The 16,355-nt window shown below is 66.5% G+C and carries 14 protein-coding genes; all 14 read right to left on the bottom strand.

Features of this window, described 5'->3' with window-relative positions:
• On the bottom strand, positions 1-517 hold a 517-nt coding region (gene ribB / locus OXU42_04535; GenBank protein ID MDE0028659.1), incomplete at its 3' end, for a 3,4-dihydroxy-2-butanone-4-phosphate synthase.
• 57 nt (positions 518-574) lie between these two features.
• Positions 575-1,312: an orotidine-5'-phosphate decarboxylase gene (gene pyrF, locus OXU42_04530; protein MDE0028658.1), complete on the bottom strand. Its 738-nt coding sequence runs from the start codon at positions 1,310-1,312 to the stop codon at positions 575-577.
• Complete coding sequence (locus tag OXU42_04525; protein MDE0028657.1) at positions 1,309-3,024, bottom strand: proline--tRNA ligase; 1,716 nt, start codon at positions 3,022-3,024, stop codon at positions 1,309-1,311. Before OXU42_04525 ends, pyrF begins: the two co-directional genes overlap by 4 nt.
• Before the next feature lie 54 nt (positions 3,025-3,078).
• Entirely contained in the window at positions 3,079-6,300 is a 3,222-nt protein-coding gene (locus OXU42_04520; GenBank protein ID MDE0028656.1) for an efflux RND transporter permease subunit, read from the bottom strand.
• The gene (locus OXU42_04515; protein ID MDE0028655.1) at positions 6,297-7,547 is read right to left on the bottom strand and encodes an efflux RND transporter periplasmic adaptor subunit; all 1,251 of its coding nucleotides are present in this window, start codon (positions 7,545-7,547) and stop codon (positions 6,297-6,299) included. The genes OXU42_04520 and OXU42_04515 overlap by 4 nt, the downstream gene beginning before the upstream one ends.
• Positions 7,544-8,143 (bottom strand): TetR/AcrR family transcriptional regulator, encoded by a 600-nt coding sequence (locus OXU42_04510; protein MDE0028654.1) that lies wholly within the window; start codon positions 8,141-8,143, stop codon positions 7,544-7,546. Before OXU42_04510 ends, OXU42_04515 begins: the two co-directional genes overlap by 4 nt.
• Positions 8,144-8,263: 120 nt before the next feature.
• Positions 8,264-9,109 carry a Jag N-terminal domain-containing protein gene (locus OXU42_04505; protein MDE0028653.1) on the bottom strand — a complete coding sequence of 282 codons (846 nt, stop codon included), beginning with the start codon at positions 9,107-9,109 and terminating at the stop codon, positions 8,264-8,266.
• A gap of 55 nt (positions 9,110-9,164) precedes the next feature.
• A complete protein-coding gene (yidC, locus tag OXU42_04500) occupies positions 9,165-10,898 on the bottom strand; it encodes a membrane protein insertase YidC (protein MDE0028652.1) in 1,734 nt (577 codons plus the stop codon).
• A 6-nt stretch (positions 10,899-10,904) separates the two neighbouring features.
• Complete coding sequence (yidD, locus tag OXU42_04495; protein MDE0028651.1) at positions 10,905-11,126, bottom strand: membrane protein insertion efficiency factor YidD; 222 nt, start codon at positions 11,124-11,126, stop codon at positions 10,905-10,907.
• Positions 11,127-11,131: 5 nt separating this feature from the next.
• Positions 11,132-11,479 (bottom strand): ribonuclease P protein component, encoded by a 348-nt coding sequence (gene rnpA / locus OXU42_04490; GenBank protein MDE0028650.1) that lies wholly within the window; start codon positions 11,477-11,479, stop codon positions 11,132-11,134.
• A gap of 18 nt (positions 11,480-11,497) precedes the next feature.
• On the bottom strand, positions 11,498-11,659 hold the full coding sequence (gene rpmH, locus OXU42_04485) for a 50S ribosomal protein L34 (protein ID MDE0028649.1): 162 nt from the start codon (positions 11,657-11,659) through the stop codon (positions 11,498-11,500).
• A 119-nt stretch (positions 11,660-11,778) separates the two neighbouring features.
• Complete coding sequence (locus OXU42_04480; GenBank protein MDE0028648.1) at positions 11,779-12,999, bottom strand: acyltransferase family protein; 1,221 nt, start codon at positions 12,997-12,999, stop codon at positions 11,779-11,781.
• A gap of 46 nt (positions 13,000-13,045) precedes the next feature.
• Positions 13,046-15,043 carry a cytochrome P450 gene (locus tag OXU42_04475; protein MDE0028647.1) on the bottom strand — a complete coding sequence of 666 codons (1,998 nt, stop codon included), beginning with the start codon at positions 15,041-15,043 and terminating at the stop codon, positions 13,046-13,048.
• A gap of 210 nt (positions 15,044-15,253) precedes the next feature.
• Positions 15,254-16,249, bottom strand: a complete 996-nt coding sequence (locus OXU42_04470) for an NAD(P)-dependent glycerol-3-phosphate dehydrogenase (protein ID MDE0028646.1) — start codon at positions 16,247-16,249, stop codon at positions 15,254-15,256.
• Between the last annotated feature and the right edge of the window lie 106 nt (positions 16,250-16,355).

The raw sequence follows: 16,355 nt of genomic DNA, 5'->3' as shown, positions 1-16,355 counted from the left end.
CCATGGTGCCGTCGTCCTTCATGATCTCGCAGATCACGCCGGCGGGCTTGAGCCCCGCCAGCCGGCACAGGTCCACGGAGCCCTCGGTCTGGCCGGTGCGCACGAGCACGCCGCCGTTCCTGGCGCGCAGGGGGAAGATGTGCCCGGGTGTGCACAGGTCTCCCGGGGCGGCGTCGTCCGCGATGGCGGCAAGGATCGTTTCGGCGCGGTCGGAGGCGGAAATACCGGTGGTGACGTTCTTGACGCCGTCGATGGAGACCGTGAAGGCGGTGCCATAGGGGGCCGTGTTGTCGCGCACCATCATGGTGAGGCCGAGCTGGGCGACCTTGTCCTCGGTCAGCGGAAGGCAGATCAGGCCCCGTCCCCAGGTGGCCATGAAATTGATGGCCTCGGGGGTGACCAGTTCCGCGGCCATGGTGAGGTCGCCCTCGTTCTCGCGGTTCTCGTCATCCATCAGGATGACCATCCTGCCTTGACGGATGTCTTCCAGCGCTTCTTCAATGGTGGCTACGGGCATGGGTTCCTAACCTAACATCTCAATGGTGAACGTTGTAGGGGCGGGGTCGACACCAGGTCACCCGGCAGCCTCGGCCATCTCCGCCACCACCGCCCGCGCCGCCGCCGCCGGGTCGTCCGCCCCGGTGATGGGCCGGCCCACCACGATGTAGTCGATGCCGGCGCGCAGCGCGTCCCCGGGGGTCATGATCCGCTTCTGATCGCCCGCCTGCCGGCCCGCGGGGCGAATGCCCGGCGTCACCAGCAGGAAGGCTTCGCCGCAAGAGCGCCGGATGTCCGAAGCCTCCTGGGCGGAGCAGACCACCCCTGCGAGGCCAGCCTCCTGAACCATCCCCGCCAGCCGCAAGACCTGGGCGCGCACGCCTCCCTGAATCCCCAGCGTCTCGAGGTCCGAGTCGTCGAGGCTCGTAAGGACCGTGACGCCCAGCACCGAGGGGCGCCGCAAGCCTTCCTCCCCGCAGACCTTCTCCACCGCTGCCGCGGTCTGCCGCATCATCTCCGGGCCTCCTGAGGCGTGGACGTTGAACAGCCGGACCCCGAGCCGGGCAGCCTCCACGGCCGCGGCGGCCACGGTGTTGGAGATGTCATGGAACTTCAAGTCGAGGAAGACCTCGCCGCCGAGTTCGTGGATGGTGCGGACGATGTCCGGCCCGGCACTCACGTAAAGCTGCTTGCCGACCTTGAACATGCCGACTTCCGGCGCCAGCAGGGTCGCGAGGGACCAGGCCTTTTCCGGGTCGGCCAAGTCCAGCGCGACGATCAGCCGTTCCTTGACTCCGAAGCCATCAGCCGTCATGTTGTCGCACTCTCCAGTGCCGCGCCGATGCGCGCCACGGCCTCGTCCACCGGGACGTCCTCGGTGGCTCCGTCCTTGCGCCAGCGCAGTTCCACGTTCCCCTTGGCCAGGCCCCGGGCGCCGATGGTGACCCGCAGCGGGATGCCCACGAGGTCGGCGTCCTTGAACTTGACGCCGGGGCGCTCGTCGCGGTCGTCCAGCAGGACCTCGCGGCCGGCCTCGCGCAGGCCGTCGTAGATGCGGTCGGTGACCTCCCGCACGGCGTCCTCCTTGTAGTTGAGGGGCAGCAGCTCGACGGCGAAGGGCGCGATGGACAGAGGCCAGATGATGCCGTCGGCATCGTTGTTCTGCTCGATGGCGGCGGCCATGAGCCGGGTGACGCCGATGCCGTAGCAGCCCATCTCCATGATGCGCTCCTGCCCCCCGGAGTCGAGGATCGTGGCGTTCATGGCCTGGCTGTACTTGCTCCCGAGATAGAAGACGTGTCCCACCTCGATGCCGCGATGCTCCTCGATGACGCCCTCGTCGCAACGCGCGCACCGGTCTCCGGCCCGGACCAGGCGCAGGTCGGCGAAGCGGGCGGGGGTGAAATCCCGGGTCTGGTCCACGTGGACGGTGTGGGCGTCGCCCTGGTTGGCGCCGGTGACCGCGTCGGTCATGCCCTGAACGGCGTGGTCCGCCCATACCTCCAGGGGCAGGTTCATGGGCCCGAGGAAACCCGGCGGCGCCCCCACGGCCTCAAGCACCTCGTCCTCGTCGGCCATTTCCACCGCGATGGTGTCCAGCAGGTTGCCCAGCTTGGTCTCGTTGACCTCGTGGTCGCCGCGCACCAGCACGGCCAGCAGCCCGCCGGACGGCTTCCGGTAGATCATGGTCTTGATGAAGCGCTCCGGCGGGACCTTCAGGAACTCGGACACCTCCGGGACCGTCTTGAGGCCGGGCGTGGGCACGACTTCCGGCTCGGCGCCGCCCGCGCCGCCTTCGGTTTCCGCCAGCCGCGACTCCGCCTTCTGCACGTTGGCGGCGTAGTCGCAGGCGCCGCACGCGGCCAGCGCGTCCTCGCCCGACTCCGCCAGCACCTGGAACTCGTGCGACAGGCTGCCGCCGATGGCGCCGGAGTCGGCCTCCACCGCGCGAAAGCTCAGGCCGCAGCGGGTGAAGATGCGCCGGTAGGTGTCGTACATGTTGCGGTACTCGCGCTCGGCGTCCTCCCGGTCCAGGTGGAAGCTGTAGGCGTCCTTCATGATGAACTCGCGGCCGCGCATCAAGCCGAAGCGCGGGCGCACCTCGTCACGGAACTTGGTCTGGATCTGGTAGAGGTTCATGGGCAGCTCGCGGTAGGAGCGGACGTCCCGGCGCACGATGTCGGTGATGACCTCCTCGTGGGTCGGGGCGAGACAGAAGTCCCGCTCGTGACGGTCCTTGAAGCGCAGCAGCTCCTTGCCGTAGACCTCCCAGCGGCCGCTGTCCTGCCACAGCTCAGCCGGCGAGGTGACCGGCATCAGCAGCTCCTGGGCGCCGGCCCGGTTCATCTCCTCGCGCACGATGGCCTCGATCTTGCGCAGGGTGCGCAACGCCAGCGGGAGAAAGTCGTACACCCCGCGGCTGACCTGCCGGATCATGCCGGCGCGCACCAGCAGCCGGTGGCTGACCACCTCCGCGTCCGACGGCTCTTCCTTGATGGTGGGTATGAACGACGTTCGCCAGCGCATGCGATCACTTATAGGAAGCGCCTTGGAGGCTGTCAAATTCCCGATCGGGCACCCTCACCCCGGCCCTCTCCCAGAGGGAGAGGGGGTCGGAAGGCTGCCAAGTGGATTCTCGGAAAAAGCCTCCAGGGGCGTCGCGGCGCCGACGCGGAACAATCGCCGAGCGAAGGCCTTGACGTCGTCGAGGATGGCGTAGAGGCAGGGCGTGAGCATCAGCGTCAGGATGGTCGCGAAGGACAGGCCCCACACCACCGAGATGGCCATGGGCGAAAGGAACTTGGCCTGGCCGGTGGCGAAGAAGGCCAGCGGGACGAGGCCGCCCACGGTGGTGACGGTGGTCAGCATGACGGGCCTCAGGCGCATGACGCCGGACTGGATGATGGAGTCGTAGGCCGACGTGCCCCTCCTCCGGCTGCGGTTGATGAAGTCCACCAGGATGAGGGAATCGTTGACCACGACCCCCGCCAGGGCGACGAAACCCAGGAGGGACAGAAAGCTCAGGTTCTCGCCCATGACGAGATGGCCGATCACGATGCCGCCGAAGGAGAAGGGGATCGCGGCCATGACGATGAACGGTTGCACGAACGACTTGAACAGGGAGCCCAGCACGAAGTAGATGACGAACAACGTGATCAGGGAGATTTGCGGCAAGGAACCCAGCGACTCCTCCATCTCCTGCCGTTCGCCCTTGACCACGACCCGCTGGCCCGGGTAGCGGCGGCCGGCGTCGGCGAACTGCCGCTGCAACGCGTTCGTGACCTCCACCACGGTGGTCTTGCCCGTCTCCACCTCGGCGAAGACGCTCAACGCCCGCTTCTGGTCGTCCCGGTTGATCTGCGTCGCGCTGATGCCGGTGCCGATGTCGGCGACGTCGCTCAGGAAGACCCGCTCGCCGGAAGGCAGCGTGAGCTTCATGCGCGACACGGTGTCGACCTGGCCGCGCTGGTCCCCGGGGAACCGGATGACGATGGGCACGTCTTCGTCTCCGCGCTGGATGCTCGAAGCCTCGACCCCCTGAAATCCCTGCTGCACCTGGCGTGCGATGCCGCTCACGTCGAGACCCAGCGCGCGGCCTTCCGGCTTGAGGCTGATGCGGATCTCGTCCTTGCCGGCGACCATGTCGTCACGGATGTCCCGTACGCCCGGCAGGGTGGCCAGAAAGGCCTTGACCTCATCGGTCAGCCGCCGGAGGCTCGCGAGGTCCTCGCCGATGACGCGGGCCTCGATGTCCGGCCCGCCGGGACCGGCCTGGAGACTGAGGAACTGGAGCTTGGTGATGCCCGGTATCCGTTCCATCTTGCCCCGGAGGTCCTCGATGACCTCGGCCGAACTGCGCACGCGGTCGTCCTGCAGCTCCAGGGTGAGCTGCCCCACGTTGCTTCCCCGCACCACGCGGTTCGCGTCCAGGAAGGCGACGCCGACGGTGGTGGAAAGGGACCTGAGCTCGCCGGGCGGCAACCCCAGCACGATCTCCTCCGCCTGAACGGCCACGGCCTCGGTGTCTTCCAGCTTGGCGTTGGCGGACGTCTCGAAGTTGATGAAGAACTGGCTCGATTCGAACTCGCTGAAGAGCACGAAGGGCACCCGGTACTGGGCCGCCACCGCCAGCAGCACGCTGCCGGCGACGATCACGCTCACCGCCACGTAACGCCAGCGGACCGCGACTCCGAGGACCTTTTCGTAGGCCCCGCGCAGGCCGGCGAGCCATGTGCGCTGGCCACGCACGTGCATGCGGCGGAGACCGATCAGGCGCTCGCGACGGCGCATTCGGGTGAGCCACAGGCGCTCCCCGCGCCGGAGCTTGTCCGCATAAGCGGGCGTGATGACGTCCGACAGGTGCGACGGCAGGATGAACAGCACCTCGAGCAGCGAGAGCAGCAGCGCGAAGGTGACAACGATGGGAAGAGGCTCCATGAAGAAGCCGATGGTGCCCGGGATCAGCAGGAACGGAACGAACGCGGCGACCGTGGTGACCACGGTGGTGACCACCGGCCAGGCGACCTCGTAGGTGCCCTGGAGCGCCGCCTCCTTGGGCGGCAGACCCTGCTCCACGTAGCGGTACACGTTCTCGGTCACGATGACGGCATCGTCCACCAACAGGCCGAGGACCAGGATCAGGCCGAAGGCGGAAATCATGTTCAGGCTGTAGTCGAAGACCGACATCAGCACCAGACAGCCCAGCACCGCGAACGGTATGCCCAGGGCGGTCAACACGGCGATGCGTCCGCGCACGAACAGGCACAGCGTGGCCAGCACGATGCTCAGGCCGATGGCGCCGCTCTCGCCCAGAGTGCCCAGACGGTTCCGGATGTACACCGAGAAGTCGTTGAAGATGCCGATGGACACGGTTTCCGGCAAGGTCCCGCGGAGATCCGCCACGGAGTCGCGGACGCGTTCCGAGACGCTGATGGCATCGCCGCTGTCCTCCTTGATGACCACGAGGTTCATCGACGGCCTGCCGCCGTAACGCGACAGCGCCGTGGGGTCCTCGAAGGACTCGCGCACCGTAGCGACGTCGCCCACCGTAAGGGCGTGCCCGGTGTCGGTGGAACGGAGGATCATGCGCTCCACGTCGGCCACGCCTCCGGCCACCCCCAGGGTCCGCACCAGGATCTCGCCGCGGGCGGTCTTCAGCGCGCCGCCGGGCACGTTGCGGTTCTGATTGGCCACGGCGGCGCGAATCTCGTCCAGGCTCAGCCGGTACTGGTCGAGCCGTTCCGGGTCGATCTCGATGAGGATCCGGTTCTCGCGCAAGCCGAAGATCGAGACGGTGGCGACGCCGTCCACGCGCCTGAGTTGGTCCCGCACATCCTTGGCGATCTCCCCCAGCTCCCGCTCGGGGATGTCGCCGCTCAAGGCGACGGTGATCACCGGGATGGCGGACAGGACCTCGCTCACCCGGGGCTCCTCGGCCTCCTCCGGCAGTCCGACGACCCGGTCCAGGGCGGCGCGCACGTCCCCCAGGGCGCGGCTCATCTCGGTATCCGACTGCATCCGGAGGCGGATTTCGGACTGTCCCTCGCGGGAAGTGGAGAGCATCTCGTTGACGCCGTCCACGTTGCGGACCCGGTCCTCGATCTTGGCGGTGATGAGCTCCTCCACCTCCTCGGGCGAGGCCCCTCGATACGTCGTGTCGATCCGAATCACGCGGCGGGAAAAATCGGGGAACAACTCCCGCTTCATCCCGACGAAGGCGATCACGCCCGAGATGAGGATCAGGAGCACCACCAGGTTGACGATGACGGGGTTCCCGATCGAGAACTCGATCACCCTCTTCATGAGGAGAGATCCCGGCGCGTGACCACGCGAATGCGCGCGCCGTCCAGCAGCAGGCGCTGCCCGGCGATGACGAGGAGGTCTCCGGGCTCAAGGCCCCCGGCGATCATGTAGCGCGCGCCGAAACGCCCGGCGATGCGCACCGCGCGCCGCGCCGCGCGGCCGGAATCAGGGTCGGCCACGAAGACGGTGGCTCCGCCGCCCTCGAAGAGGACGCTCTCCCGCGGGATCAGAATGGCCGCCGGATAGGCGCGGACCGGAATCATGGCCCGCGCGAACATTCCGGGAAGAAGCCGGCGCTCCGGATTGGACAGGAAGATCTCCACGGGGAAGGAGCGTGTGCCCGGGTCGGCGCGCGGGCCGATGTTGGCCACCTGTCCGGTGAGTTCCCGCTCGAGACCGGTCACCCGCACGCTGGCGGCGACCCGCGGGTCGATTTGTTGAATCTCGGAGGCCGGGATACGCACGTCGAGCTTCACCGTCTCCACGTCGGAAAGCTGGAAGAGCACCTGGCCCGGCGCGACCCGCTCCCCAAGGGTGACGCTCTTGCGCGCGATGATGCCGGCAAAGGGCGCCCGGATCCCGGTGTCGCGCAGCGTCTCCCGAGCCTGTTCCAACTGCGCGCCGGCGAGGTCGAGGTCCGCCTGGGCGATGGCGTACAGGGCTTCGGTCTGGCGCTGTCCGCTCCGGGCCGACTCGAGCTCCTCCTCGATGCGCCGCCAGGAAAGCTCCTGCCGTTCGACTTCCTGACTGGACACGAGCCCCTTCTCGCGCAGCTTGACGAGGCGGTCGTGCTCCGCGCGCGCGAGCCGGAACTGTTCCCCGTTGAGGCTCACCAGCTTGCGCTGCCGCTCGATGTCCACCGCGGCCTTGCGCAGCCGCGCCCTGGCCCCGGACACTTGGGCCGCGGCCTTCCTTACCGCGATCTCGTAGTCCCGGTGATCCACCCTGGCCAGCAGATCGCCGGCCGCCACCTCGCTCCCCAGGTCGACGTCCGCCGGGATCTCGACAATGCGGCCGGCGACCTCGGCGCTGACCGGCCCCTCGCGCACCGCGGCGATGCTCCCCAAGGCTTCGATCCGGTGCACGAAGTCCGCGGCCGTGACCGCGGCCACCTCCACGGGCACGGGCACCGCTTCGGGCTCGACCGGCGGCTTCTCCTCCACGTCCTGGATCACGTACACGCCCACCGCGGTCACCGCGCTCAGGAGCAGGATCAACAATACGGAGACGGCGATGCGGACTTTCACGACAGGCTCCTCAGGACCGTCCGGGTCAGGGACTCGGTCATCTCGCCCAGGTCGAACGCCTCCTGGTCATAGAGCCAGTGGAGCGCCAGCCCGTCGACGCAGGCGAGAATGTACTCGGCCGCCAGCCGGGGCTGTTCGCAACGGAAGAATCCGCCGGCCACCCCCGCCTCGACCACCCCGGTGAGGTCGTCGATGGAGGACTGGTAGGACTCGCGCAACTGCATCCGCAGGAGGTTCTGCTGCTCGGCCCGGCCGGCTTCGGCCCAGACGTCGCAGAAGACGTAGAAGAAGGGCTCCCATTCCCGGAAGCTCGCGAGGGCCGCGGCCAGGAAGTGGGCGAGGATCTCCGGAGGCTCCTCGATGCCCTTGAGCTTCTCGCTGTAGTAGTCCTTGAGCTTGCCCAGCATGTGGCCGTGGAGGGCCTGCAGCATTTGCGGCTTGCTGGTGAAGTACTCGTAGATGGTGCCCTTGCCGATCTGCGCGGCGGCCGCCACTTCCTCCATCTTGGCGCGATGAAAGCCCTTGCTGGCGAAGACCAGCATCGCCGCTTCCAGGATCTCGGCGCGTTTGCGCTCCTTGTCGACAACGATAGGCATTTCTCAACATGACCGGCCAGCCGGTCAATGAAAATTATAGACCTGCACCCACCCAAGTCAATAGGCCGGATCACCCTTGCGGAGAATTTTTTCGGAACTTGCCGGAGCGCGGGGAACCCCTCACCGGTCGTCGCCGACGCCCTCCTCGTCGAGCGAACGCCGGTCCCCCTCGGGGACGATGAGGAGGCGGCGGAAGGCGCCTTGGCCCTGGCTCTTGGTGGTGAGCCAAGGGTCGTCCTTCAACGCCATGTGGACGACGCGCCGGTCGCGCGCGTTGAGCGCGTCGATGCTCTGGGTCTTGCGGCTGCGTTTGGCCTTCTCGCCCAGTCGGAGGGCCATGTCCTCCAGGGTGCGGACACGCCGGCCGCGGTAGTCTTCGGCGTCGACGATGGGCTGCGGACCGTCCGGTCCGACCTTCTCCGCGACGATGCGGCTGACGATGTGCTGCAGCGCTTCCAAGGTCTGACCCCGGCGGCCGATCAGGAGGGCGCCGCTGTCGCCCTGGATGTCGAGCACGACTTCCGTGGAATCGTGCCCCGGCTTGACCACGACCCTGGAATCGACACCCATCAGGCGCAGTATCTCCGTGAGCACCTCGACACCGACCTTCCGGGCCTCCGCCACGCTCTCGTCGACATCCGCGGACGGATCTTCCGCGGGCTCGTCCGACCCGGACAGATCGGCGGCGGCGCCGGGCGCGTCGACCTCGACCGCCGCTTCCACGGGTTCGCTCTCCCGCGCCCCATCTCCGGAACCCGGATCGGACGCCGCCTCATCCGGCACGGCCGTCACCGCCGTCCGAACGGTGGCGCGGACACGCGCGTTCTGGCGCCCGAAACCGAGCACTCCCGCCTTCTCTTCCGCCAGAATATCCAGGGACACCTCGTCCCGCTCGACGCCCAGCAGACTCAGCGCCTTGGCGATGGCTTCGTCAAGGGTTTCCCCTTCCGTTTCCACTTGCTTCATCACAGGCCTCTCCTCCACGGGGCGCGACAGCCTGCGGGACTGCCGTCGCGGGCTGTCAGCGCTCTTTGCGGTTGATCATGTACTGCTGAAGGATGCTCAGCAGGTTGTTGACGAACCAGTAGATGGTGAGCCCCGACGGGAAACTCACGAATATCACGGTGAATATCAGCGGCATCAGCATCATCATGCGCCGCTGGTTCGGGTCGCCGATGGCCGGCGACATCCACTGCTGGATGAACATGCTCGCTCCCATGAGCAGCACCAGCACCGGTATGCCGGCTTCGAACCCGAACAGGGTGAACGGCAGCGACTCCCAGTCGGGACGCGACAGGTCCTTGATCCACAGGAAGCTCGCGTGGCGCAATTCGATGGGCGTCAGCAAGGCGTTGTAGAAGCCGATGAAGAAGGGGAACTGCAGGAGCATCGGCAGACAGCCTCCCAGCGGGTTCACCTTGTTCCGCTTGTAGAGGTCCATCATCTCCTTGTTGAGCCGCGTCTTGTCGTCTCCGAACTTGTCCTTGAGGCGCTGCATCTGCGGCTGGAGCTTCTGCATGCGCTTCATGGAGACGAAGCTCTTCTGCGTCAGCGGCCACAGCAGCAGCTTGATGATGAGCGTGAGCAGGATGATGTCCAGGCCGTAGTTCCCGGTATAGGTCTGGAAGAAATGCATCGCCTGCAGCATCGGCACCGAGATGAAGCCGAAGTAGCCGAAATCGATGGACTCATCGAGGCCGCGCCGGAAGGACTTGAGCAGGTTGAGGACCTTGGGCCCCATGAAGAGCTGGTAGCGGGCAGTGCCCGGCGCACCCGCGCTGCCCAGGGTGCGGATCTCCAGGGCGAATACCGTGTCCGAATAGTCCGCCATCGAGAACCAGCCGGACATGGCTTCCCGCCGTTCCGGCGAGAGATTGTTGACCACCGTGGCGCTCGTGTCCACGCCCTCCGGGGGCAGGAACGCGCTGACGAAATAGGTTTGGCCGAAACCGACCCAGGAGAGCCCACCGTCCAGCTTGAGCGGGGTCTTGGTGTCGATTTCCGAAGGACGCAGGAGGTCGCCGCCGCGCAACGCGATGACGCCCTCGAACCTGGCGTCCTTCTTGACCCCCTTGCTCTGGCCGTGAGTCGTAAAGAGCAGGCCCGGCGCCTGAGGAGACCCTTCCATCGACACGGCGACGTCCACGGCGTAGCTGGAACCGCTGAAGGTCAACTGCTTGACCACGCGGCGCCCCGCCGGCGTAACGCCCGAGAAGGTGAGGCTGCCGCTGTCGGCCGTTCCCAGCTTGAGGTCCGCGCCCTGGACGTCGTACACGATGCCCTGGTCCGTCCCCGACCGCGTGCCGCGCACGCGCAGCCCCAACGGGTACTCCATGCCGGGGAGGTGGGAAACCATGTCGATCAGCGGGCTGTTCTCGGCGATATCGTCACGGTAGCGCTTCAGGCGGAAGCTCGTGAGCCGGGCTCCCTGGCTGGTGAAGCGCGCGATGTAGCCGGAGGTCTCCACCGTCACTTCCCTGACGGAAGGCCTCGGTCCCTGCTCAACCGGGACCGTGCCCGGCGACGCGGTTTCCGGCAATGGGGGCGGCGCCGGTAACGGGGGCGTCGCCGGCGCCGGCACGGCCAACGGGGTTTGCTCCGGAACCAGGTTCGGGGCCGGCTGCTCCTTGCGGGGCTGCGTCGCGGTTTCCCGCGCCGGCGGCTCCACCGGCGGATAGAACCGCCTCATGTACTCCTGGTAGAGGATGATGATGAGGATCGAGATGATGACCGCGATGAAAGCTCGTTTTTCCATGAACGCCTACGGTACCGGGTCATAGCCGCCGGCATGGAGCGGGTGACAGCGCAGGATCCTCAGGGCGCCCAGCCAGAGGCCCTTGACGACGCCGTGACGGTCCACCGCCTGCAGGGTGTAGGCCGAGCAAGTGGGGAAGTAGCGGCAGCAGGGCGGCAGCAACGGCGAGAGAAGCCGCTGGTAGGCCCTGATGCAGATGCGCACGACGGTGCGGGCGATGGTCGTCATCCCTCTTACCGGGTTTTCGGCTTCGGACCGATCACCTTGCGGAGCTCGGCGGTCACCGCCGCGTAGCTCAGATCTCCCGCACCCTTGCGCGCGATCACCACGGTATCCTGATCAGAGCGAAAGTTTTCCTGCCCGCGGCGGAAGAACTCGCGCAGCATGCGCTTCACGCGGTTGCGCACCACCGCGTTCCCCACCTTGGAACTGACCGTGACCCCCAGCCGTTTGCCGAGCTGGTCGTTGTCTTTACGGATGATGATGAAGTGCGGCGTGAAGAACTTCCGGCCCCTGCGGCCCAGCAGCAGGAACTCGGAACGTCTGGTCAGGCGGGCTTCCTTCGGGAAACTCTCCCGCACACGGGACAACGGGCCGTCCTAGGAGCGAGGACCCTTGGGTGGGATGACGACGGTCAACCGCTTTCTTCCCTTGGCCCGCCGGCGCTTCAGGACATTCCGCCCGCCGGGGGTCTCCATTCGTGCAAAAAAGCCGTGGGTTCTCTTGCGCCTCAGATTGCTCGGTTGATACGTCCGTTTCATTTCCGCACCTTCATTCGTCAATGTCCCTATTTCTGGCATACAGGGGTGGGCTTGTCAATTTGCCGAAGGCGCCGCCGGTAGGCGGCACAACGCCTCGCCGTTGTACCTGTCTGCGGCGGTCAAGACGCGGCCCGCGGGTAACGGCGACCGTTAAGCTGTTCCCCGATAAACGTCGACCGCACGAAGTACCGGTAGGTTACCAGGATGAGGCCGGTTGCCATGGCCACGACCAGCGCGACCTTGACGATCCCCGGTGCCGGCATGTTCGCGAGGAGCAGGGGCAGCAGGATAACGAACGGCACGTGGACGATGTAGATCCAGTAAGAGGCGTCCGCCATGTACCGCCAGCGGGGGCTCGGATGGTTCATGTAGCGAAGGAACAACCCGAACAGGCCATAGGCCAGGAACCACATGGACAGCGAAAGGAAAACCACTGCCCCCAGATGATGGACCTCCGAAGTCCCGGTGCAGGTCTTGCCCGGATCAGGGTTGCAGCCGAGTTCGAGGAAGGCGAGGTACCCCACGAAACAGATGGCTCCCGCGGCGAGGGAGATCCATGCAGGGCGCTTGAAGCCCTCCAGCGCTTCCCGGCGGCGGAAAAGCAGCCACCCGAATGCGAAGAAAAGGCCGAACAGCCCCAGCATGCGCAGGGGCGGGAGCGGGCCCGCGTAGTAGTCGATCGCCCACGACTCCATCCGGTACAGGACGACGCCCGCCAGGACAGCCAGGACCCCGATGCCTCCCCGGTGCACCACGCGCTCGAGAAAGTCCAGCACACGTTCACGCGCGGCCGCGGGGATGCGGCGGGCGAGCAGGCTCATTGCGCCGGCGACCACGCACAGGATCATCAGGTGGTAGAGGAACCACAAATGCATGAACAGGTAGCGCAGTGCGCCGGACGACGTAAGCTCCTCCAGGCTGTAGACGTGGGTCGGCGGGACGGAACTGAACTGGGCGGTGAACGGCACGATGAAATACATCGTCACTGCCAGGACGGGCCAAGCCACCAGGAACGGCACCCCGATCCGGCTCCATCGCTGCCGCAGAAACGCCTGGATGCCGCGCGTCTCGAGCAGGTATGCGGCGAAGAACCCCGAAATCGCGAAGAAGACCGGCAACTGGAACACACGGATGAAGACGATCACCCAGTGAGCGAGGATGTCGGCATCGGCGTCCCTGTACGGCCACGCCGCGAAAACCGTGGGTTCGTAGCTCATCGCGGAGTGCCGGACCACTCCGAGCATCATCACGATCGCGCGCAGCCGGTCGAGCGAATGGTACCGCGGGATAGTTGCCTGGGGCCGGACACCGGCTACTGGACTGAGTGTGGCTTCCGGCACGCCGTGTGGTGATCCCTGCTTCGCGGTGAGTTTGTCCCGCACGCTTCTAGTTCGTCGCCGAGCCGTGGCGTGACCGGCGACCGAGGATACGGACCTTGAAACCGACGGGCTGCATCGTCGGGAATGACCGCACCCGCAACGCGTAGTGGGGATCGAGCGGCTGCAGAACAAGCTCGCGCAGGATCGTCGCCATGGTGAGGACGAGCTGCACGGGAACAAGACCGGCTCCGAGACACCGGTGACCGCCGGCCCCGAAGGGGGCGTAGGCGCCCCGCTGCCGGTGCTCGCCCCGAGCCGGCGTGTAGCGGTCGATGTCGAAGCTCTCCGGCTGGGGAAAGTACTCTTCGAGCCCGTGTCCCACCGACGTGCCGATCATGACGAGCCGGCCCGCGGGAACGGTGTGACCCGCGAACACGAAAGAGTTGCTGACCGTTCGAAGCACGGCGGGTGAGACCGGATGGAGCCGAAGCGTCTCCATCACCGCCCGGCGCGAGACATCCAGCCGCGGCAGCCCCTCGTCCGGCTCCAGGCCCTCGTCGAAGAAGGCGTCTGCTTCGGCGGTCATGAGCTCCATGAGATCCGGGCGCTTCAAGACGTTGTGGAGCATGAACGAACAGGTACTCGCGGTCGTGTCCAGTCCCACCAGGTACGGGGCCACTACATTCAGAGGCATGTTGGTCTCGGGAACGAGCTGCGGATCGATGGCGCGGAGCTCGAGCATGAGATCCACGAAATCCGGGTTCCTCTTGCGCGGACCATTGCGCTCCTTGTGTGCGAGGAGTTTCTCCGCCAACTCGAAGGCGCGCGCACGGGCGCGCCTGAAACGCGGCAACTTCATGATTTTGGGGAACACCGCCGAACTCAGAAGCAGCCCGCGCAGCAGCGTGGTCAGGTCATTCGTGTAGCCGCGGGGCGAAAGACCCGTCATCATGTGGCCCATCTGCTCGGCAACGAGTCGCTGGAACGCCGGCAACACCTCGAACGGTTTCCCCACCGGCCAATCCGCGATCTCAGCGCGCGCGATGTCCACGATCTCCATGCCGTTGTCCCTCGCGACGCTTGCGGAGTATCCCTTGGCCTGGACCTTCCGCATGGTGGTGTGGTCGACGCCGTCCATGGTCAGGATCGAGCGCGAGGCGCCCATCTGGTTGTGGAAGTTCGCCATCGGCTCCAGCGACCGGAATACCTTGCCACCGTGAGTCGCAAGGAAGTCGGTCGCCTCCGGGCCGGCCATGCATATGAATGCGCGTCCGGGAGCGCGAATCCTGAAGATCGGTCCGAGTTCCCTGTACTGGCGGACGAGGAAAGGCGCCAGCCCTTTACTCATGGCGAGGCCGTTGCCCAAGAAGGGAAGACCCGGGGCGACCGGGATCTCTTTCGGTCGCGCAGGCTTCGCAAGCGGTTCGTCCGGCGTGCCGAGGTCCTCGATCGCCCGGCCCATTGTCCTCGTGATCAGGTCGAGCTTCCGGATCAGGTCGATACGGTCACGCACCTGCGACTGCTCGTCCGGCGCCAGAATAGTGCGAAATATGCCGCACGCGTCGGCAAGGGCGACGATCCCGACATCGCGGGGATCGGGAATATCGTCGCTGAACAGAAGCCGCATGATTCGCAGCCTGGTCTCTTCGACCCACTGACCGTCCGCCACGGGATAGCGCCGCGCGCGAGACACCGAGGGAACCAGCGACAGCAGCCCGTCCGCCTCGGACCTCAGAATGCCGCGATCGGTCAGACGCGTGAGCGCGGCCTCACGGATCCGGTCTCCCCGTCCGGCCGTCCTTTCGAGCCAGTAGCCCGTGTCATGCGCATGGTCGGCGCCGGCGATCTCGGCCAGCGTCGGATCGAGGATGTCGTCGCCCAATGGAGTGGCATCCAGGAGAATCAGCCGCTCGGAATCGGTATCGATGCGGTCTTCGAGTGCAAGGTCCATCAGCACCGCTCCGGCGAGCGCCAGGGCGAGCGAGCGCTCTGGAATGCCTGGAGCCAATTCCCCTCGCCCTTCGTCAAGAACGAGAACCAGGATTTCCTCGGCATACCTGAGCATGACTATTCCTTGTTTTCGCCCGTTGCCGACCTGCGGCTGGACCTTGGATTCGGCTCGCTCACCGCCAGCCACCTCCGCGGCGAGGCCTCATTTGAACCCAGGTGCCGCAGATGCATTGCTCAGGATACACCTGTCTACCAAAAACTCAAAAATGTTTATGATTGGCGATTAGGCGGACAAGGAATCGCGTCGATCCCTGGTTCTGCCCTTTCAATCCGCCTCCGCTCTCTGTGTGCGGCCCATGAGGTCGCGGACGGCCTGGAGCGGGGCTTTGTCCTCGTAGAGGACGCGGTGCATCTGCTCCACGATGGGCATCTCGACGCCGTACCGCTGGGCCAGGAGGTGGACGGTTCGGGTGTTTCGGACGCCCTCGGCGACCATCCGGGTTCCCGCGACGATGTCCGCGAGCCGGCGTCCCTGGCCGAGCTCGAAGCCGACCTTGCGGTTGCGGCTGAGCTGGCCGGTGCAGGTGAGCACGAGGTCGCCGAGGCCCGGAAGGCCGGCGAGGGTGACCGGATCGGCGCCCATCTTCACCGCCAGACGGGTCATTTCGGCGAGCCCTCGGGTGATGAGCGCGGCCCGGGCGTTGTGGCCCAACTCAAGGCCGTCGCTGACGCCGGCGGCGATGGCGATGACGTTCTTGATCACGCCGCCCATCTGGACGCCCACCACGTCGGTTGACGAGTAGACCCGGAGTTCAGGGGAGCCGAGGCTTTCCTGCACCTCGCGCGCCACATCGGGGTCGGCGCTCGCCGCCGTGATGGCGGCCGGCCGGCCCTGCGCCACCTCCAGGGCGAAGGTGGGTCCGGACAGGAACGCGTGCCGGCGAGGGTGACCCACAACCTCCGCCAGGACATCGCCCATGGTCATCAGGGTGGACTCCTCGATTCCCTTGGAGCCGCAGCACACGATGGTGTCGGGTGTCACGAAAGCCGCCGCCCGCGTCATGACCTCGCGCAGAGCGTGGGACGGTGTCACGCACAGGAGCAGTTCGCGGCCGGATGCCGCAGTTTCCAGGGAACGGGTGACCTGGAGGCGGTCAGGCAGCTTGACGGCGGGCAGGTAGACGGCGTTCTCGCCGGTCTCCCGGATACGCGCAAACGTTTCCGCGGAATGGCACCACAAGGAGACATCGTCGTGTTTCCTGCACAGCAGCACCGCCAGGGCGGTGCCCCAGCCGCCCGCGCCTATGATGCCGATGGACATGACCGGAGTCTATGAGGGTTGTGCTGCCCAAACCCCGCCCCGCCTGGATTCCCGCTTCCGCGGGAATGACGGTAAGTGGCGTTCGTGCCATTTCGTGTCCGGCACA

It is taken from the genome of Deltaproteobacteria bacterium (assembly GCA_028818775.1).
Classification (GTDB): domain Bacteria; phylum Desulfobacterota; class Binatia; order UBA9968; family JAJDTQ01; genus JAJDTQ01.
This window is presented reverse-complemented; position numbering and strand designations above follow the sequence as displayed.